Annotated in this window: 17 protein-coding genes; 9 read left to right on the plus strand and 8 right to left on the minus strand. The window is 61.4% G+C overall.

What is annotated here, in order from left to right:
- Window positions 1–24: 24 nt before the first annotated feature.
- Together I6E73_RS05680 and I6E73_RS05685 are read left to right on the plus strand one after the other, a co-directional pair.
- Window positions 25–837, plus strand: coding sequence for an IclR family transcriptional regulator (locus tag I6E73_RS05680; RefSeq protein WP_197123762.1), 813 nt, complete (start codon window positions 25–27; stop codon window positions 835–837).
- 89 nt (window positions 838–926) lie between these two features.
- Window positions 927–1,688 (plus strand): ribonuclease activity regulator RraA, encoded by a 762-nt coding sequence (locus I6E73_RS05685; RefSeq protein WP_197106122.1) that lies wholly within the window; start codon window positions 927–929, stop codon window positions 1,686–1,688.
- An 11-nt stretch (window positions 1,689–1,699) separates the two neighbouring features.
- On the opposite strand, the gene I6E73_RS05690 is transcribed toward I6E73_RS05685, so the two are convergent.
- Complete coding sequence (locus I6E73_RS05690) at window positions 1,700–2,386, minus strand: GntR family transcriptional regulator (protein ID WP_197123764.1); 687 nt, start codon at window positions 2,384–2,386, stop codon at window positions 1,700–1,702.
- A 98-nt stretch (window positions 2,387–2,484) separates the two neighbouring features.
- Here I6E73_RS05690 and I6E73_RS05695 point away from each other — a divergent pair, with 98 nt between their 5' ends.
- A complete protein-coding gene (locus tag I6E73_RS05695; RefSeq protein ID WP_197123766.1) occupies window positions 2,485–4,020 on the plus strand; it encodes an aldehyde dehydrogenase (NADP(+)) in 1,536 nt (511 codons plus the stop codon).
- 81 nt (window positions 4,021–4,101) lie between these two features.
- Complete coding sequence (locus I6E73_RS05700) at window positions 4,102–4,866, plus strand: SDR family NAD(P)-dependent oxidoreductase (protein ID WP_197123769.1); 765 nt, start codon at window positions 4,102–4,104, stop codon at window positions 4,864–4,866.
- A 30-nt stretch (window positions 4,867–4,896) separates the two neighbouring features.
- Here I6E73_RS05700 and I6E73_RS05705 read toward each other — a convergent pair whose 3' ends face one another.
- The 3 genes from I6E73_RS05705 to I6E73_RS05715 all read right to left on the minus strand — a co-directional run bounded on the left by I6E73_RS05705 (window position 4,897) and on the right by I6E73_RS05715 (window position 8,816).
- Window positions 4,897–6,558, minus strand: a complete 1,662-nt coding sequence (locus I6E73_RS05705) for a DUF5671 domain-containing protein (protein WP_197123771.1) — start codon at window positions 6,556–6,558, stop codon at window positions 4,897–4,899.
- Window positions 6,555–7,031, minus strand: coding sequence for a hypothetical protein (locus I6E73_RS05710; protein ID WP_231600570.1), 477 nt, complete (start codon window positions 7,029–7,031; stop codon window positions 6,555–6,557). The genes I6E73_RS05705 and I6E73_RS05710 overlap by 4 nt, the downstream gene beginning before the upstream one ends.
- A 90-nt stretch (window positions 7,032–7,121) precedes the next feature.
- Window positions 7,122–8,816 carry a sodium:proton antiporter gene (locus tag I6E73_RS05715; protein WP_197123773.1) on the minus strand — a complete coding sequence of 565 codons (1,695 nt, stop codon included), beginning with the start codon at window positions 8,814–8,816 and terminating at the stop codon, window positions 7,122–7,124.
- A gap of 150 nt (window positions 8,817–8,966) precedes the next feature.
- On the opposite strand from I6E73_RS05715, the gene I6E73_RS05720 reads away from it, so the two are divergent.
- From I6E73_RS05720 to I6E73_RS05735, 4 genes are all read left to right on the plus strand, one after another.
- Complete coding sequence (locus tag I6E73_RS05720) at window positions 8,967–10,142, plus strand: ABC transporter substrate-binding protein (protein ID WP_197123775.1); 1,176 nt, start codon at window positions 8,967–8,969, stop codon at window positions 10,140–10,142.
- An 82-nt stretch (window positions 10,143–10,224) separates the two neighbouring features.
- Window positions 10,225–11,100, plus strand: coding sequence for a branched-chain amino acid ABC transporter permease (locus I6E73_RS05725; protein WP_197106114.1), 876 nt, complete (start codon window positions 10,225–10,227; stop codon window positions 11,098–11,100).
- A gap of 2 nt (window positions 11,101–11,102) precedes the next feature.
- Complete coding sequence (locus I6E73_RS05730; protein WP_307784234.1) at window positions 11,103–12,908, plus strand: branched-chain amino acid ABC transporter ATP-binding protein/permease; 1,806 nt, start codon at window positions 11,103–11,105, stop codon at window positions 12,906–12,908.
- The gene (locus tag I6E73_RS05735) at window positions 12,905–13,621 is read left to right on the plus strand and encodes an ABC transporter ATP-binding protein (protein ID WP_197123777.1); all 717 of its coding nucleotides are present in this window, start codon (window positions 12,905–12,907) and stop codon (window positions 13,619–13,621) included. Before I6E73_RS05730 ends, I6E73_RS05735 begins: the two co-directional genes overlap by 4 nt.
- A gap of 104 nt (window positions 13,622–13,725) precedes the next feature.
- Here the strand turns inward: I6E73_RS05735 and I6E73_RS05740 are convergent, their stop codons facing one another.
- From I6E73_RS05740 to I6E73_RS05750, 3 genes are all read right to left on the minus strand, one after another.
- Window positions 13,726–15,420: an MDR family MFS transporter gene (locus I6E73_RS05740; RefSeq protein WP_197123779.1), complete on the minus strand. Its 1,695-nt coding sequence runs from the start codon at window positions 15,418–15,420 to the stop codon at window positions 13,726–13,728.
- The gene (locus I6E73_RS05745; RefSeq protein ID WP_197123781.1) at window positions 15,417–16,043 is read right to left on the minus strand and encodes a TetR/AcrR family transcriptional regulator; all 627 of its coding nucleotides are present in this window, start codon (window positions 16,041–16,043) and stop codon (window positions 15,417–15,419) included. The genes I6E73_RS05740 and I6E73_RS05745 overlap by 4 nt, the downstream gene beginning before the upstream one ends.
- Before the next feature lie 74 nt (window positions 16,044–16,117).
- Window positions 16,118–16,753, minus strand: a complete 636-nt coding sequence (locus I6E73_RS05750) for an MBL fold metallo-hydrolase (protein WP_197123783.1) — start codon at window positions 16,751–16,753, stop codon at window positions 16,118–16,120.
- Window positions 16,754–16,809: 56 nt separating this feature from the next.
- Here I6E73_RS05750 and I6E73_RS05755 point away from each other — a divergent pair, with 56 nt between their 5' ends.
- Complete coding sequence (locus tag I6E73_RS05755) at window positions 16,810–17,742, plus strand: diacylglycerol kinase family protein (RefSeq protein WP_197106109.1); 933 nt, start codon at window positions 16,810–16,812, stop codon at window positions 17,740–17,742.
- A gap of 21 nt (window positions 17,743–17,763) precedes the next feature.
- Here I6E73_RS05755 and I6E73_RS05760 read toward each other — a convergent pair whose 3' ends face one another.
- Window positions 17,764–18,231, minus strand: a complete 468-nt coding sequence (locus I6E73_RS05760; RefSeq protein WP_197106108.1) for a hypothetical protein — start codon at window positions 18,229–18,231, stop codon at window positions 17,764–17,766.
- Between the last annotated feature and the right edge of the window lie 2 nt (window positions 18,232–18,233).

An 18,233-nucleotide genomic window follows, 5' to 3' on the forward strand; every position in this document is an offset into this window, starting at 1 on the left:
GTTCACATCTGTAAACTCCGGACTATGCAACACCAGACAGCGGCGTCACCAGCCCATTCCGTCAAGTCGGCCGATCGCGCTTTGGCGATCGTCGACTTGGTCGCAGCCAAGGGGTATGTGAGCTTCACCGAGATCGTTACCGCGCTCGCGCTGCCGCGATCCAGTGCCCACGGGTTGCTCAATACGCTGCACTCTGCGGGCTGGCTTGAGCACGACACCTCAACCCGGCAGTATTCGTTGGGGCTGCGTGCCTGGCATGTCGGCCAGATGTACACCGGTCACAACCAGATCGCTAACGCAGCACGGCCGGTGCTCGATGACCTAGCATCCGATCTCGGCGAGACCGTTCAGCTGCTTCGCCTCGATGGTGCAGAGAGCGCATATTTCGCTATCAGCCAGCATTCCAATGAGGGAATGCGGTTCGGGTCGTCGGTCGGGATGAAGCTCCCCGCCCATGCAACAGCGCCCGGCAGGGCGCTGTTGAGCAGTCTCGATCCCACAGAAGTGAAGCGCCGACTTGTTGCCGCTCCTGCGCCGTTGTTGGTCAACAAGGTGGCGGTCGAGGCGCCCGTTCTTCTTGCCCGCATTGCCGAAGTGAAGGCGCGGGGCTACGCCCTAGACGATGAGACTTACCTCGCAGGCTCCCGCAGTGTTGCTGTGCCGCTCACGAGCGCGACCGGCGGAATCACTACAGCGATCTCCATCACGATGTCGGCGACGCGCACGAGCGATCTCTGGCCGACGGATGTGCTGCGGGCTCTGGTGGCGGCAGCGCACGAAGTGCGGGTGCGGCTCGGCGCTCGCGAGCCCGAGATTGTGGTTCCAGCGCTGGGGTAGTCCCGGCGCTCTCGCCCCACGGCCGAACTTGAGATCTTGGTATACCAGTATACTAAATCCGGATGTCGGCCTAATGGAGGGTTTTGAGAATGCACACCAATTCAGCGAATCGCAGTGAGATCGATGAGCAAGCGGCGGCGCACCTCGCCCCGTTGAGCCCCGAAGCGACCCTCGCTCTCAGTCGAGTGAGCACCGCAACGATCACCACTCAGCTGATGTCTCGTGGGCTGCGCAACACCTACCTCGAGGGGCTCGAATTCTCGAACCCCGAGCGCCAGCGTCTGCTCGGAGAAGCCTTCACAATGCGGTGCATCCCCGCCAGAGAAGACATCGATGTGCCGTCGATCTTTCAGGACTACGACCATCCGCAACGGATCGGTGTCGAGTCGGTCGAACCGGGGCAAGTGCTCGTCATTGATGCTCGCGGCAAGAAGCGGGCGGCATCCATTGGGCACATTCTCGCGACACGCTTGAAGATGCGGGGAGCAAGCGGAATCGTCAGCGACGGCTCGTTCCGCGACATGGTCGGTTTCGAAGAACTAGACCTGCCGACGTTCTCTGCCGGAGCATCGCCGACAACCAACCTGGCGCAGCACCACGTTGTGGACTTTCAGATCCCGATCGCGTGCGCTGAAGTCGCTATTTACCCGGGCGACATCATGGTGGGCGATCGCGATGGAGTGGTCTGCATCCCGCGTCACCTCGCCGAGTCTGTGGCGCATGACGCTCTCGAACAGGAAGAGCTCGAAGAATTCATCCTGTCGAAAGTTGAAGCGGGAAGCCCGCTGCGCGGAACATATCCACCCAACGAAGAACTGCTGAAGAGCTACAGCGAACTGCTGCCCAACTAATCGTGAGTCCGCTACAGTCCGAGCTCACGCTTGGTTACACGCTCGATGGAGGCACCAATGTGTTCTTTCATCAGACGCGCTGCCGTCGTGGCATCCCCGCTGCTCGCTGCAGCGTAGATGGCTTCGTGCTCGCTCGCTTCGATCTCGCGTCGCGGCCAGTTCTCCCAGAGCACTCCAGCAACGGCCAACGCCGTGAGATCCTGCAAACGGTCGAGCGAATCGACGATGAACTCGTTCTCGCTATTGGCATACATTCCGCGATGAAAGCGACGGTTGGCGAGCGCGGTCGCCGCGTTGTCGTTGGCGGCGGCGAAGATGCGAGCGTCAGCCAGCGCCTGACCAGCGACAGTGAACTCACGACCGCTTCGCGCAGCATCCATAATGGCCCACGGTTCGAGCAAGACACGCTCTTCATAAATGTGGCGGATGTCGGTGAACCCCAGCCGGCGAACCGAAATGCGGCGGGCCTGAACATCCAGCAGTCCCGATCGCTCGAGCACAATCAGCGCTTCACGCACGGGAGTTTTCGAGACCCCCAACTGCTCGGCAATCTTTCGCTCGACAAGAACCTGACCAGGTTCCAAGGCTCCAGAAACGATCGCCGACCGCAGTGCATCGATGATCTGATCCGTGCGCGTGGGAGTGTCCGCCTGCGGCGGCAGCGGGGACGGAAAAGTGGCGTCGAGCGACTGGGTCATGGAGGTCAGCCTAAACGACCACACGCTCTGCCTCGCAAATGCGACACCAGAACGGCCGCGCACCTCACACCCCACCGCCCCTCATCCTTGGGAGAATCATGCTGACAACGACCAACCCCGCAACCGGGATTACGAACGAAACCGACATTGAACAGACGTCACCGGCAGAGACCGCCGCGCGGGCCGCATCCGCGCAGCTAGCGTTTGACACGGTGCGGGGGAGCACTCGTGACTGGCGGGCCGGGCTGTTGGAGGCACTCGCCGACGGTTTAGAACGTCACCGCCCAGCGCTTGTCGCCACAGCCAATGACGAAACCGGTCTCGGCGAGGCGCGGTTGAATGGCGAACTCAGTCGCTCGCAATTTCAATTTCGACTGTTTGCTGAAGCTCTTCGTGAAGGCAGCTACCTCGAGGCCACAATCGACCACGCCGGGGAAACCCCGCTAGGGGCTGCGCCTGAGCTGCGCCGGATGCTGCTGCCCATTGGGCCAGTAGCGGTCTTCGGATCGAGCAACTTTCCGTTCGCGTTCTCTGTTGTGGGCGGTGACACCGCATCGGCGCTCGCGGCGGGCAACAGCGTCGTCATCAAGGCGCACAGTTCGCATCCGCTCACCTCGCAGTTGTCGTTCAGCGCGCTCGTTGACGCGGCTTCGGCCTACGGTGCTCCGGAGGGCATCCTTGGCATTGTGTATGGCACCGAGTCGGGGCGTGTTCTCGTGGCCGACCCGCACATCGCTGCCGTCGGATTCACCGGATCGCTCGGAGCAGGCGAAGCGCTGCTGGCAATCATCAGCACGCGCCCCAACCCGATTCCGTTCTACGGAGAACTCAGCAGCCTGAACCCGCTAATTGTGACGCCGGCGGCAGCAGCCGAGCGCACGACGCAGATCGCTGAAGGGCTGTTCGGATCCTTCACCCTGGGGGCCGGTCAGTTCTGCACCAAGCCGGGCGTCGCCTTCGTGCCGCGGGGGGCGAGCGGAGACGCGATCCTCGAAGATCTGCGAGCGCGCACCGCCGCGGCTGGTGGAATGGTGCTGCTCAACGAACGCATTTCGCATTCGCTGACCGACATCCTCGGAAGAATCACGAATGATGGTGGCGCGAACGTACTCGCGGTCGGCTCGTTGGCTGGCGCGGGCATCCTTGCGGCGCCCACGCTGCTGGAGATCGATGCTGCAGACTTCACTGAAGCAACCGCCGAGGAAGCTTTCGGGCCCGTGCTCGTTGTCGCTCGCTTCGACTCGCTTGAGCAGATCTTCCACGCCGTCGATGCCATGCCCGGTTCGCTCACCGCCACTATTCACCACGGCGATGATGAACCGGATGTCGTACGCCAACTTTCTGAGCGGATTGCGCCGACAGTCGGTCGACTCGTTTTCAACGGCTTTCCTACCGGAGTGCGAGTGTCGTGGGCGCAACACCACGGCGGAAACTGGCCGTCCACAAACTCCCAACACAGCTCGGTCGGTGTCAGCGCCATCCGTCGTTTTCTCCGCCCGATCGCTTTTCAGGATGCGCCAGCAGCAGTGCTCCCCGAAGAGTTGCGGGAGGAGTTCTCCTCAATCCCGCGTCGTATTGACGGTGTGCTCGTTCTTCCAGCCCGTGCCGCGACCAGCAAAAAGGTGATCGTGTAGCCTCGACTCGTTGGTATACCAAGCCTGACCATCCCCGATTTTTAGTACCTGTTTTCCATCGCTCAACCAGAAAGAGGCACCATGCAGCTCAACCTCACCGGCCGCAAAGCCCTAGTCACCGGCGCAGGACAAGGAATTGGCGCGGCAATCGCGCTCGGTCTCGCCCAAGCCGGCGCAGATGTCGTCGTCCACTACGCCAAGAGCAAGGATGCCGCTGCCGACGTCGTGGCCCAGATCGTGGCACTCGGCCGCACTTCGGTCGCGGTGCAGGGTGACCTCACCGACTCTGCCCAGGCAACATCCGTCGTGGATGCCGCTGCGCAAGCGCTTGGTGGTCTCGACATCATCGTCAACAACGCGGGAAACCTCGTGGGGCGTCACACGATCGCCGAGATGAGCGATGAGCACTGGCACCAGGTGATGGATGTCAACGCCACGAGCGGGTTCTTCGTCTCTCGCGCGGCGATCCCGTACCTGACGCAGTCGAGCGCCGGCCGCGTCATCATGATGTCGTCGCTCGCCTCCGAAAATGGTGGTGGCGCCGGTGCTGTTGCCTACGCGACGGCAAAGTCCGCCATCGTCGGCTTCACGCGAGGTCTCGCCAAGGAACTTGCTCCGTCGAACATCACCGTCAATGCTCTCGCGCCCGGGTTCATCGGTGACACCCCGTTCCACAACAACTTCACGCCCAGCAGTGCGCAGCCGGGAATCATTGCCGGGGTGCCGTTGGGCCGCGCGGGAACAGTGGAAGACGTCGCCGGCGTCACTGCCTTCTTGGCCTCTGACCTGTCGTCGTACGTGACGGGGCAGGTTCTCGACATTAACGGCGGGTTGAACTTCCGCTAGCCAGCAATTCCGCGTCCGCTCACGAGAGCGCTATCCCTTCAGGGGGATGACCGCGATCTTGCCCTTAGTGCCCGCCACCACGAGAACGTTGCTGGCCTCGATACCGTCGAGGGCGGCAACGATTTCGGCGATGCCCGGTTCAAGCGGCGAAGCGGTCGCGCGCTGTAGAACCGTCACGCGGGCTCCGGTTGCAGCGCGCACGGCATCCACGAGTTCGGCGTTGTCGTGGGAGGCCACGAGTGTGACGTGACCGATGCGACGAACGACTTCTTCAGTGACGTTGGAGGCGCGGTCTCGTTGCCAAATCGCGAAATGGTAGGCGGCAACGAGGAGGGTGGCCGTGAGCAGCCCGAGAGCTTGACGTGAACGCTCCACGAAGCTTTCACCACTGCCACCATCGAGCAAGAACGAGAACAGCTGAAAGCCGATCACAAGCAACGTGATGAGTGCCACGAGTGCGCTGAGGCCGAAAATGATCACGAGATAGATGCGCCGACCGGGAGTCGCCACGCGCTCAGGAGCTGACGCGTGCAGCGGGCGCCAGGCTCTCCACCAGAAGACTCCACCCACGAGCAGGCCACTGAGACCACCCAATAGCAGGCTGCGGATGTTGCCCTCAATAATCGAATTGCTGGATGTTGCGAGCAACGCATTTACCGTCACGCCGACGCCAGTCGCGGCCACCGCAAGGGACACACCAGAGCTAGCGAACCCGACCGCGGAGCGGACTCCCCGAGAGCGTGCCCCGAAAATGCGAGCGTGATAAGTGAAGACAACGATGCCAACCGCGGCAGCCGAAAATGCGCTTCCGAGAGGACTCAGAGTGACTGAGAGCGGTTCCGGCAGGCGTGCGAGCAGCGAGAGAATTACCCACAGCACAACGGCGGTGCCCACAACGTAGGCCGCAATCGAGGCGATGCCCGAAATGAACACGAGCAAGACGTTGGCGAAGCCGTGCGATTGCGAACGCACGCCGGCGCGGAACCAATGCCACCACCACACCAGCGCGCCGCCGGCCGCCCACACGAGCGCTTGCAACACGAGCTGCCACAGCGGGTCTGTCACGAAAACGCTTGCCACGAACGCATCAATCGCGGCGTCAATGATGCGCGCGACAGCCACCGCTAGTCCGCCAGCAAGATAGATGAGGCCCAACAGCGATGCGATTGCCGGTGCAGCACCGGCTAGGCGGGTGGGTGCTTTGAGCGGATGCCGCCACATCCAGTAGTGCCAGGCCCACACCAAACTCCACACGATCCCCACCGCAAGGCCGGAGGGGCGCCAGCCGTTGACGATCGCATCGGACGCCCAGGAGAACAACGAAATGGTGGCGACCAGGAGCGCCACCGTTGACATCACGACGAGATATACCGGCCAGAGAATGGATGCTCGATCTCGCGCCATTGCTGAATCGCGCCACGTCAACCACCAGAGCCCCGCCGCGAGAGGTCCAGCGACGAGGGCGGAGGCGAGTGATGTCGCCAAGCCGTAGTTATCGAAGCTCACCTCGACACGGCCAGCACTGAACAGTCGATCGAGCAGGCCGCTGAGTCCGCTCGCCGCAATAATGACGGTCGCCGCTAGCAACCCGTAGGTGATGACTCGGCGCACAGTTTGCACGCCACCGACCGCTGGCGTCGCTGGCGTCGCTGCCACTGAGGGTGGGGGAGTTGTTGTGCGTGAGGTGGTCATTCGCCGAGTCCTTGGTTGTAGCAGAGGGTGAGGTCCCACGGGGCTGACTCAATCCGCCATGAGCGGTCTTCGAGAACGAGGGTGAACACTTCTTCTGACACATAGCCGGAGCCACCGAAATCGCCACTGCCGCGTTCCATCGACACCCGCACCACGGCGGTGTCGTCGTTGATGGTTGACGAGATGACGGTCATCCTCAGGCCTTGAAAGGTGCTCGGATCGGCCGGGTCGCAATTCTCACGCAGCTCGGCGGACAACAGGTCGCGCGCCGTCGCGAAGTCGCTATCCACAATCGCGAGCGAATAAGACTGCACAACGCCTTCGGGCGTTGCCGGATCGAGTACGGCTGGGCCGCCGCGGGTGAACACCACCACGAGCGCAATCACCACGATGGCGGCGATGACGGAAAGGATCGCGATGAGCGTGCGATCGGGGCGTGCGGCGGTTGGTTCCATGACGCCATCTTCGTCCATCTCGGCCTGCAAGGCTAGCCATCACTTCACCAGCGCTCGCGGGGGACTCTCGGCATCCCTCGCTGCTGCGTGTGGATGCCGGTACCCCTGTCAGGCCGGCTTGCCGCGCATCTCGAGCGCGATCTGAGACGCATCGAGATTCGCCAAGGCATTCTCCAGCAGGTCGGCATCGAAAATGCCGTTATCGCGCGCGTCGAGCAGAGCTGTTCGCTGAGCATCGATGACCGCCAGTCGGTGGCGTTTCTCATCGTCGAAATCGGCTTCCAACGGTGCGAAGGCGTCGTCGCTATCCGCAACCGCACCGTTAATATCCAACCGCGCCGGGACGGTGCGCGCGCTTGCCTTCAGGACGGCAAAGAGGCGGGTTCGTTCTTCCCGTTCTCGCTCCGCGACCGCGACCTTATCGACCTTCGGTGAGATCCGTCGTACGACGGTGCCGATCGTTCCACCCTGGACGAGCAGTGACATCGCCGCTACCGCAAACGCAATCAAAATGAGGGTCGAACGCTGAGGAGTGTCCGAGGGCAACGTCTGAGCTGCAGCCACCGTGATCGCGCCTCGCATGCCAGCCCACACCACAGTGGTGCCCTCGCGCCAACCCAAAGGCTCACGCCGAAAGTACTCGATATCGGCCAACGACCGAGTGACCAGACCGGTCACGCGTTGAAGATAGCGCTCAGATCGTGCCGGATTGTGTTTACTGCCGCGCTCCGCCGCATCCTGAATGTCCTTCGGTGCATTCAGCCGCTCTTGCACCACCTGCATTCGCGACTTCATGGACTCATGCCGCTTCGAACGGCGGGCCAAGAACGCGAGAAGGGGAGCGACATACGCTGCACGCACCACGACTGTGATCACGAGAGCCCCGGCCGCGATCAGCACCGCATTTCTTATTCCTGCATCATCGTTTTCGACATCCGTCAGAATGGCCGAAATCTGAAGGCCCATCATCAAGAAAATCGCGCCCTCAAGAACGAGCTCGATCATGCGCCAGTTCTGGGTGTCCGAAAGTCGATTCTGGGGCGAGAACAATCGTGGTGCCCGGATGCCGGTCACAATTCCTGCAACAACAGCGGCGACCAGCCCCGAGGCACCCAATAACTCGGCAGGAACCGACGCGATAAAGGGGACCGTGAACGAGATCGCCGTGTTGACGGTGGGATCGGTGATGCGTTTGCGAACAACAAGGTTCAGCCAACCAACCGCACCACCAATGACGAGGGCGATCAGGACCGAATAGGAGAAGGAGCCAACCGCACCCCAAAACGAGAACGTTGCTGCTGTCGCCACAATCGCGGCCCGCAGCAGCGCGAGGGCGGTCGCATCGTTCAGCAAGCTTTCGCCATCGAGCATGGCAACAACCCGTTTTGAAACACGAGTCTTTTTAATAATGGATGCTGCAACGGCATCCGTGGGGCTCACGATGGCGCCCAAAGCGACCCCCCACGCGAACCCGAGCCCCGGAATCACGAGCATGAAGAACACGCCGAGGATGAGCGCAGTGCCCACAACTAGCACCACCGATAGTCCGCCGATGGCCCCAAACTCACGCCGGAAGTTCATGGTCGGCAAGGACACCGCCGCCGAATACAGCAGCGGCGGAAGGATGCCTTGAAGAATTAGCTCAGGGTCGATCTGCACCGAGTCGAATGCCGGCACGAGACTTGCTGCAACGCCAATGGCAACGAGAACGAGGGGTGACGCGACTCCGAAACGAGGGCCAAGCAGCGTCGCGGAGGCAATCACAATGAGCGCGACCACGATCACGATAAGCAGTTCGGTCATTTGCTGAGCCTTTCAGAGAAATTTATCGAAAAGCTGATAGCCCGAGAGGACTGATGCTGTCTCAGCGCGAGGGCGAGAATGGATAGACTCGCACCGACGAGTTTGCCTAGGCGTTAGGTGGCTCTTGCACCTTGGCCAAGGAGGTCCACTATGAGAAGAAAACTACTCTCCGCCGCTGTTTGCGGTTCCACCCTATTGCTTGCACTCACCGCCTGCAGCGCTCCTGCAGATTCGGGATCGACCGCCGGTGGCGAGTTGACCGGAACCGGTACTGGCGCAGAATGCGTCATCGATTCTGCAATTCCCATTGGTGCTTCCTTTAGCCTCACCGGTGCTGCTGCACAGTACGGTGCTGGGCAGAAGAATGCACTCGAACTTGCGGTCACGACTCTCAACGAGGTTGGCGGCGTCACGTACGACCTCACTGTCGAGGACGACGCGACCGACCCCAAGGAAGCCATCCAGGTCTTCGATAGCTTCATTAGCGCTGGCGCTAGTGTCATCATCGGCCCGACGCTGTCGAACACGGCAAAGCAAACAGACCCGATCGCGCAGGACGCTGGCGTTCCCGTGCTCGGTGTGTCCAACACTGCAGCGGGCATCACCGAAATCGGTGACTACATTTTCCGCGACTCCCTCACTGAGGATGCCGTCATCCCGCAGACCGTCAAGGCTGCTGTTGACAGTCTCGGTGTGCAAAAGGTCGTTGTCATGTACGCCAATGATGATGCGTTCACCGAATCTGGCTACCAAGCGTTTGCTGCCGCTCTCGAGGACCAAAACGTTGAGGTCGCTGAAACTCTCACCTTCTCCAAGGCTGACACTGACTTCCGCGCTCTGCTCAACAAGGCGAAGCAGTCTGACGCCGACGCGATCATCGTTTCTGGTCTCATCGACGCCGCAGTGCCGCTCGTGACCCAGGCCCGTGAAATCGGCATCGACACCCCGATCATTGGTGGAAACGGCTTCAACTCGCCCGCACTCATCGAAGGTGCTGGCGATGCTGCAGAAGGCGTCATCGTGGGAGCCGCGTGGAACTCTGCGTCAGACAACGAGCAGAACGTGAAGTTCATTGATGACTACACCGCCGCCTACAGCTCAGCTCCCGACCAGTTCGCCGCTCAGGCGTACGCCGGAATGCAGATCATCGACCAGGCAGTCCGTTCAGAATGCTCGGGCGAGCGTGACGGTATCAAGGCTGGCCTTGGCACAATCACGGATGTTCCTACCGTTCTCGGTAATGTGACTCTGAACGCGAACCGCGACGCTGAACATGACGCTCTCGTGCAGATCGTTCAGGACGGCCAGTTCGTCATCCTGAACTAGCGTCACCGCACCGCACCGCCAATACATGCAGACTGCGTGCCGCCTTCGGGCGGCACGCAGTCACAGAGCAGGGACACCACCAATGCAACTCTTTCTGGACGGGATATTTCTCGGCTCGATCTACGCGTTATTCGCGATCGGGTTCACCCTGGTATTTGGCATTCTTGACCGGCTGAACCTTGCCCATGCGGCGGTGTTCACCGCCGGCGCCTTGGTCGGTATCGAGATCGTCACGGTCTTCGGGGTCCCGATCTGGCTGCTCATCCCCATCGTGCTGGTGGTTGGCGCGATCCTGGGTATTGCGATCGAGCGCATCGCTTTCAGGCCGCTCGCCGGTCGCCACGACGCGCACTTCGCGGGGCTTATCTCTTCGATCGCGTTCGGCGCGATCATCCTCTCTCTATTACAGGCGCTGTACGGGGCCGATACCCGTCGTTTTCCCGCGGATGCCTTTCCCACTACGCGCGTGGAAATCTTCGGCGCGACAGTGTCCCTGCTTCAAGTCGTCATCCTCATCATCAGCGTCTCGCTCATGGTCGTCTTGACCTGGCTTGTGGCCAAATCCAAGCTGGGTCGAGGAATGCGCACGATCGCCGAGAACCCGCACGCCGCCGCCGTGCTTGGCCTCAACGTGGGCCGCATCAGCAGCACAACCTTCGCGCTCTCGTCTGCACTCGGTGCGGTTGCCGGTGTGCTGTTCACCCTGAACGTGAATGCTGCATCGCTCGGCATCGGCCATGCCGTTGAACTCAAGGCCCTCGCAGTGATCATTGTCGGCGGAATGGGATCCCTACCGGGAGCACTCGTTGGTGGTCTGATCCTCGGTCTGGCCGAAGTGCTCGCCGTCAACTACATCGGCAGCTCGTGGCGAGACATGGTGGCGTTCGGTCTTCTGTTCCTCATCCTCATACTTCGACCGCAGGGCCTCTTCGGTGCTCGCAAGACGCGGGAGGTCTAATCGTGATCGCGGAATACTCGTCCCTCATCACCCTGATCGCCCTCACGGCGATTCTCGCCTATAGCTTCTACGCCGTGCTCATCGCCGGCCAGTTGAGTTTGGCGCAGGTAGGGCTCGCCTCGTTGGCGGCCTTCACCTCGGCGCTTGTCGTACCCTCCGAGCCACTATTCGGCTTCATCCCGCCGCTCGTCATTGGCATCGTCTTCGGCATGATTGTCGGCGCCTTCGCCGCGTTTATCTTGGGACTGCCCGTCATTCGCCTTCGTGGCGTGTTTCTGGCCATCGCCACTCTCGCCTTCGGCGAAATGGTGCGGATCTTTCTGATCAACCAGACATGGACGAACGGTGCGCAAGGGTTGAGCTTCGCCAAGCTTGTTGGCCCCGGCGTCGCCTGGATCGCGTTGATCGTCGTGGCGTACTGGTTCTGGCGCCTGTCTGGTTCCCGCCTCGGGCGAGCGTTCGCCGCAATTCGCGAAGATGAACTGGCCGCGACCACCATGGGCATCGACGTTCCTCGGTACCGCATGGCGTCGTTCGTGATCGCCGGAGCAGTTGCGGGCCTCTATGGCGTGCTTCTCGCGCACTTCTCCCGGTTCGCGGATCCGAACGAGTTCTCCTTCACCGCTGCAGTCGACGGACTTGTCACCGCAGTCGTCGGCGGTGTCACGCTCTTCATCGGCCCCGTTCTTGGCTCCGCTTTCCTCAGTTTGCTTCCTGAAGTGCAGCGCGCGATTGGAATCGATGCCGGGTGGATTCGCCCCACGATTTCGGGTGTGCTTCTTCTTGTCGTGATTCTCTTTCTTCCCGGTGGCCTCTCGGGGCTTATCCCGGTGCGAAAATCGGCCAAGCGTCTGAACGTTGACCCGTCATTCCAGCCCACGCTGCCTGCCCTGCCCGCTGTTGGTTCCGAGCTTGTCAACCTCAGTGGCCTTGGCAAGTCGTACGGCGGAGTTCACGCCGTGCAATCTGTTGACCTCACGGTGAATGCTGGAGAGGTGCTCGGTCTGATCGGGCCGAACGGCGCGGGAAAGACCACCCTCGTGAACATGGTGACCGGCTTGACGCCGCCAACGACGGGAACCGGCAGCGTTCTCGGCGTTCCTCTCACCGCCAGCACGAAAGCTCACCGTCTGGCGCAAGCCGGAGTGGCGCGCACCTTCCAGCAGATCAAGCTCTTCAACCGCCTCTCGGCGCTCGAAAACGTGCTCGTCGGCGGCTACCGCATCACGCAGGACACACTGTTGCGTCGGCTGTTCTTCTTGCCCTCAGCTCGGCGTCTCGAGCGTGAAGCCGTCGCGATGGCTTCCGCCCAGCTGGTCCGCGTGGGCCTCGGCGAGAAAGCCGCGAACGCCGCCGGTGACCTCTCCTACGGCGACCAACGTCGACTGGAGATCGCCCGCGCGCTCGCCTCTCATCCCTCTCTCCTCGTGCTCGACGAGCCCGCAGCGGGAATGAACCATGTCGAAGCAGCAAGCCTGTCGGAGCTCATTCGCTCGCTGGCCGCCGACGGCATCGCTGTGCTCGTCATTGAGCACAATGTGCGGATGATGCTGGCCACGTGTGACCGCATTATGGTGCTGAATTTCGGTGAGATCATCGCCTTCGGAGAGCCGAGCGAGATCGCTCGGGACCCGCGCGTGCTCGAGGCCTACCTCGGATCAGCGGGCTCCGATGAGGATGTCGAGGCGGCATCCGTGCTCGCCTCCGAAACCCTCGCCCACGTTGTCGATGACCGTGCAGCCGAGCACCCCGAGCATGACGGTGCTGCTGCGGCCGACGACGCGACTACCCCGGAGGAGAACCGATGAGCGACCCGATTCTGAGTGTCACGGGCCTGCAGGTCAACTACGGGCGCGTGGAGGCCGTGCGCGACGTGTCCTTCGAGGTGCCGGTCGGCTCGCTTGTCACGCTCGTCGGCGCCAACGGTGCAGGCAAGACTTCGGTGCTCAACGCCGTATCGGGGCTCTTGCGCCCGCGCCAAGGTGTCATCACTTTCGAGGGCACAGACGTCACCAAGTGGCCGGCGCACCGCCTAGTGAAGGCGGGGCTCGTGCAGGTGCCGGAAGGTCGCGAGATCTTGGGCACCCTCACGGTTGCCGAGAACCTCACTCTGGGTGGCTGGCACCGCAGCAACAGTGCGATGCACGCAAAAGTGGCTGAAGTCTACGAACGATTCCCCGTGTTGTTTGAGCGTCGCAAACTGCATGCTGGCGCGCTATCGGGTGGAGAGCAGCAGATGCTGGCTATTGCTCGCGCTCTGATCGCTGAGCCGAAGATTCTCCTGCTCGACGAACCGTCGATGGGGCTGGCTCCGAAGATCGTCGACGAAGTGTTTAGGGTGATCGAAGAGATCCGGCAGACCGGCACCACGGTCGTTCTTGTCGAACAGAACGCCCGCCGTGCCCTCGCCGCCGCCGACTACGGTTACGTCTTAGAGACTGGTGAAGTGTCGCACTCTGGCCCCGCCCATGAACTGCTCGCTGACGAGAAGGTCATCGAGGCCTACCTCGGCCTCGACTAGGGCAGACAGCGAAAAGACCCGCAACACCCCTGTCCGTTGTGCGACGAGGATGCTGCGGGTCTAGCCACGCAGTGGGGCGACCTGTGCGGTCGCCGCCACCGCAACTACGGCTGACTGCGGATGATCGAAATAGGCCCCGACTGATCGCTCGCTGTCGTCAGTTGGTGCGAAGCGGCATCTGTTGCCTTCGCTTCGGCATCGTCGCTGTCATCGTCGTCCCCGAGCACGTTGAGCGATTCCGTGGCTTCTCCGCGGTCGATGCTGGTGGCCAACGGAACCTCTTTGAGGAACATCAGCAGCACGGCCGAGAGCAGAACCAGCGGCACCATGTAGAGGAACACCGGTGCCAGCGAATCGTTGTAGGAGCTGACGATGATCTCGCGCAGTGCATCCGGAAGATCGCGCACAGCAGCTGGCGTCAATGAGTTGGTGTCGCCGGTGGCGCCAGCGGCAGTCGCCGGAAGGCGGGTGCTCAGCAGATCGGTGAGACGAGCAACGAACAGGCTGCCGACGACTGCGGTGCCAATTGAGGCACCAATCTGGCGGAAGTAGTTGTTGGATGCCGTAGCGGTGCCGACCTGCGAGTTGGGGAACGTGTTCTGCACGATAAGCACCAGAATTTGCATGCTCATGCCGATACCGAGGCCCATCACGGCGAGGTACGAGCAGAGAATCCAGAGGGGGAGGTCGGGCGTCATAGTGGAGAGCAACGCCAAACCGGTAGCGAGAACAAAGGCGCCCGTGATCGGTAGCCACTTGTAGCGGCCGGTGCGACTAACCAGTTGGCCCGCCGTTACCGAACTCAGAAGAAGCGCACCCATCATCGGAATCATCAAGAATCCGGCCTGGGTCGCATTCACACCCGTCACCATCTGCAAGTACGTCGGCATGTAGGCGAGGGCACCGAACATGGCGATACCGGTAATCAGGCCGGATGCCGTCGTGAGAACAAAGTTGCGTTCCTTGAACATTCCCATGGGCATGATCGGCTCGGCGGCGGAGCGTTCCACCATCACGAAGGAGAAGGCGGCGACAACGGCGATGATGATTAGCGAGATGATGAGCAGCGAATCCCAGTCGTACTGTGTGCCACCCCAGGTTGTCGTGAGAACAACCGCTGCCGAAGCAATGGCGAGCAACACCATGCCGGCGACATCGATGGTCGGCTTGCGCTTGTTGTGTTTCGGGAGCTTGAGCAGGGTGACAGCAGCGAGGATCGCTAGGGCACCGAGCGGGAGGTTCATCCAGAACGCCCAACGCCATCCGATCGACTCAGTGAACCAGCCACCGAGTAGTGGCCCGGCGACGCTCGCGAGAGCAAATACGCCACCGATCGCGCCCATGTAACGGCCACGCTCGCGCGCGGGAATCACATCGGCAATGATCGCCTGCGACAAAATCATGAGGCCACCGCCGCCGAGTCCCTGAACGGCGCGGCCGACGATCAGCCAGGTCATGTCGGGGGCGAGCCCGCCGACAACAGAGCCAATCATGAAGATAGAAATTGCTCCGATGAACAGACCCTTGCGACCAATGAGGTCACCGAGTTTTCCGTAGACGGGCATCATGATGGTCGCAGCCAGAATGTAGGCCGTCGTGACCCACAGCATGTGGTTCACGCCATCGAGCTCTCCCACAATGGTGGGGAGTGCGGTGCTGAAGATGGTTTGGTCGAGAGCTGAGAGCAGCATCGTCACCATGAGACCCACGAACAGCAAAAGGATGCTGCGCTTCGTAGCGGGATCGTTGAAGGATTCGGGAGTGACGTCGGCGACAGGTGGTTCGTTGGTGGTTGTCATTGAAGTGTGTTCAGTGTTTCTCGTGTAAGTCCGATCGCGCGAAGGTACATGGAGTCGATGTCGGCGGTAGCGCCGGCAGCAATCCATTCCTTGACTGCGATTCGAACGGATGCGACGCAAGTGGCTACGGCAATTTCGGCGACGTGTTCGGGGTCGCGGGGGAGCGTAGTTTCTCGCTTATTGAGGAATTGGACGACGGCAGCAGCCATCGTGCTGTTCAGTTGCGTGAATTGGTGAATCTGTCGGCTCAACAAACGCGGGTGTTCTTGAACAAGAGCCATCCGCTGAGTTTTGAGCTGGGTACGAGCGGCCATCGGGCCAAAGATGTGAAACATGGTGGAGACGATCGCAACGACCAAGTCATCGGTTTCTGCGCCGGCGACTCCAGCATCAATCGCGCGCTGAACTTCTCCCATGTCCTGAGTTCCGAGGATGGCATCCTCTTTGCTCTCGAAATAGTTGAAGAAGGTGCGCGGCGAGATGTCTGCACGGTCGCTGATCATGTCGACCGTGGCGCCATCAAGCCCTTCAGCCGTGACGATTTCAACCGCGGCAGTTTCGATGCGCAGTCGCGTTTCGATTCGTTTGCGGTCGCGGAGACCGAGGGCAGGAGTATCAGGCACTCAGCAATAATTGCAGAGACTGCAAAAATGCACAACTGCAAAAAGCTGGGAGAGTGCTTAGAGCTCCGCGCCGGCTAGAGCGTGATGGATTCGCCCGGTTGCAGAATCGTCAGTTCGCCACCATGGCCAGCCATGGCATCCGTAATTCTGGCGGCCGAGAGGGCAAGTCCCTTGTCGGAGAGCACGGCATCGTGGGTTTGAATCGCGCGCTTCGGGGCCAGCTCGGTCACGTAATCCATGACCTCACTGATCTTGAGCCACGGAGCGCCGGCGGGGATCGCGGAGGCCGCCACGGGCTTCGGCGGCACCGTGAAGGAGTCGCCGCCGTACCAAAACTCGCCATTCACGAGCACGCCGAGGTTGTCGATCATCGGGATCGAGGGATGGATGACGGCATGCTCGCCGCCAAAGAATTCCAGTGTCCAGGCCCCCACGGTTTCGCTCGCGCCATCAACGACTGTGGTGATGTTCCAGTTAGTGGCAGCGGCCGTGACACCGGCAGGGCCGAAGATGGGCGCGTCGGGATTGTTGTCGCGAATGCGCTGTAGTTGCTCGTCGGTCCAGTGGTCGGGGTGTTGGTGGGTAATCACGATGGCGGTCACATTGTCGAGCGCGGGAAGCGGCGCGGTGAACCCGCCGGGGTCAATGACGAGGCGCTCACTCTGGTGTTCGAGAACGAGGCAGGCATGCTCATACTTGGTGACCTTCATGGTTCGAGCCTAAGCCTGTGGTGCGCTGGATGCGAGACAGTGCGACATACTGAAGTGTGGAGTCGATCAAACCCCTGCGTCTCGTTGTCGCGATCAATCCCACAGCATCGTTTGGCCGCGGCAAGAACGTGGGCCCTCGTGCTGTTGAGGCCTTGCGCGCACTCGGGCATGACGTGACCGCGCTTGAGCAACCAAATTTCGCTTTGCTGTTGAAGCGGGGACGAAAAGCGGTCGCGAAGAAGCCGGATGCCCTACTTGTTGTTGGCGGCGACGGCATGGTCAATTTGGGCACCAATCTGGTGGCGAAAACCAAGGTTCCTTTGGGCATCATTCCGTCGGGCACTGGCAATGACATGGCTCGGGGTCTTGGCATCCCCCTGTCTGATGTGGATGCCGCTGTTGCGAGCGTTGTTCGCGGCCTTGCGAGGCCGCCGCGGGCTATTGACGCCGGAAGTGTTACCTATGTCGACGACGCCACTGGTTCGGCCGCGACCCGCTGGTTTGCGTGTGTGCTCTCCGCCGGTTTCGATGCGATCGTCAACGAGCGTGCCAACCTCATGTCGTGGCCGCGCGGTGCCAGCCGCTACACGGTCGCGCTTCTGATCGAACTGTTGCGTTTGCGCCCGATCCACTACAAGCTCACCCTCGACGACGTGGTGATTGAAACCACGGCGGCGCTTGTCAGCGTGGGCAATAATGTGTCGCTCGGTGGCGGCATGAAGGTAACGCCCGATGCGATTCTGGATGACGGCCTCGCCGATGTTCTCGTCGTCGAAGCCCTGTCGCGGTTGGCTTTCTTGCGCGTCTTCCCGCGCGTCTTCAGCGGCAGGCATCTCAGCGACCCTCGCGTGACGGTCTATCGGGCTAAGCGAATCCGTATCGAGTCCGAGGACATCATGGCGTACGCCGACGGGGAGCGCTTTGCGGCGCTGCCGATCGATATCAAGATGGTCGCCGGCGTGCTGAACGTTCTGGATCAGCGGCCGTAGCCAGCGCCTGCTGGTGTCCCGCTAGGCGGCGGGGGAGGCGGCATCGGTAGCGATGCACGCGTAATCAGTCATGAGCGTGCCATCGTCGGTGGAGTGCTCGGAGATGATGAATTCCTGATCGGGGCGTGCTGCGCCATCCGCCACTGTCTCTTTGAACGCGCTGAAGGTGTCAGAGCACGCTGAGGAGACCGCGTTCTGCAAGCCGCCGGCGTCAGTGATGGCACTCTTCTCGAGTTCGCCCTTGCCGATCACAATGTGGCTGTGATCTGTGGTGCACGGGGTCACTTCTGCTTCGCTGAGGTTGCTGCCGTCAACGAAGGTAAAGCAGTCATCGACGAGTAATTCGGTGGAGCCGATGATGGTCGGCTCGAGCACTTGGCCGCTGTCATCGCGCGGAATTTCAGGGGAGAGGAGTGAGCACCCCGTGAGTGCGGCGACAGCCGCAACGGCAATAAAAGTGGCAGTGGTGGCGCGCGTGAAGGCAGTCAAAA

Source organism: Salinibacterium sp. SWN248 (assembly GCF_015864575.1).
GTDB lineage: Bacteria > Actinomycetota > Actinomycetes > Actinomycetales > Microbacteriaceae > Rhodoglobus.

What these genes read in the sequence shown, in the direction of transcription:
- I6E73_RS05680 (WP_197123762.1), top strand. Translation starts at nt 25, where the DNA reads ATGCAACACCAGACAGCGGCGTCACCAGCCCATTCCGTCAAGTCGGCC.
- I6E73_RS05685 (WP_197106122.1), top strand. Translation starts at nt 927, where the DNA reads ATGCACACCAATTCAGCGAATCGCAGTGAGATCGATGAGCAAGCGGCG.
- I6E73_RS05690 (WP_197123764.1), bottom strand. Translation starts at nt 2,386, where the DNA reads ATGACCCAGTCGCTCGACGCCACTTTTCCGTCCCCGCTGCCGCCGCAG.
- I6E73_RS05695 (WP_197123766.1), top strand. Translation starts at nt 2,485, where the DNA reads ATGCTGACAACGACCAACCCCGCAACCGGGATTACGAACGAAACCGAC.
- I6E73_RS05700 (WP_197123769.1), top strand. Translation starts at nt 4,102, where the DNA reads ATGCAGCTCAACCTCACCGGCCGCAAAGCCCTAGTCACCGGCGCAGGA.
- I6E73_RS05705 (WP_197123771.1), bottom strand. Translation starts at nt 6,558, where the DNA reads ATGACCACCTCACGCACAACAACTCCCCCACCCTCAGTGGCAGCGACG.
- I6E73_RS05710 (WP_231600570.1), bottom strand. Translation starts at nt 7,031, where the DNA reads ATGGACGAAGATGGCGTCATGGAACCAACCGCCGCACGCCCCGATCGC.
- I6E73_RS05715 (WP_197123773.1), bottom strand. Translation starts at nt 8,816, where the DNA reads ATGACCGAACTGCTTATCGTGATCGTGGTCGCGCTCATTGTGATTGCC.
- I6E73_RS05720 (WP_197123775.1), top strand. Translation starts at nt 8,967, where the DNA reads ATGAGAAGAAAACTACTCTCCGCCGCTGTTTGCGGTTCCACCCTATTG.
- I6E73_RS05725 (WP_197106114.1), top strand. Translation starts at nt 10,225, where the DNA reads ATGCAACTCTTTCTGGACGGGATATTTCTCGGCTCGATCTACGCGTTA.
- I6E73_RS05735 (WP_197123777.1), top strand. Translation starts at nt 12,905, where the DNA reads ATGAGCGACCCGATTCTGAGTGTCACGGGCCTGCAGGTCAACTACGGG.
- I6E73_RS05740 (WP_197123779.1), bottom strand. Translation starts at nt 15,420, where the DNA reads ATGACAACCACCAACGAACCACCTGTCGCCGACGTCACTCCCGAATCC.
- I6E73_RS05750 (WP_197123783.1), bottom strand. Translation starts at nt 16,753, where the DNA reads ATGAAGGTCACCAAGTATGAGCATGCCTGCCTCGTTCTCGAACACCAG.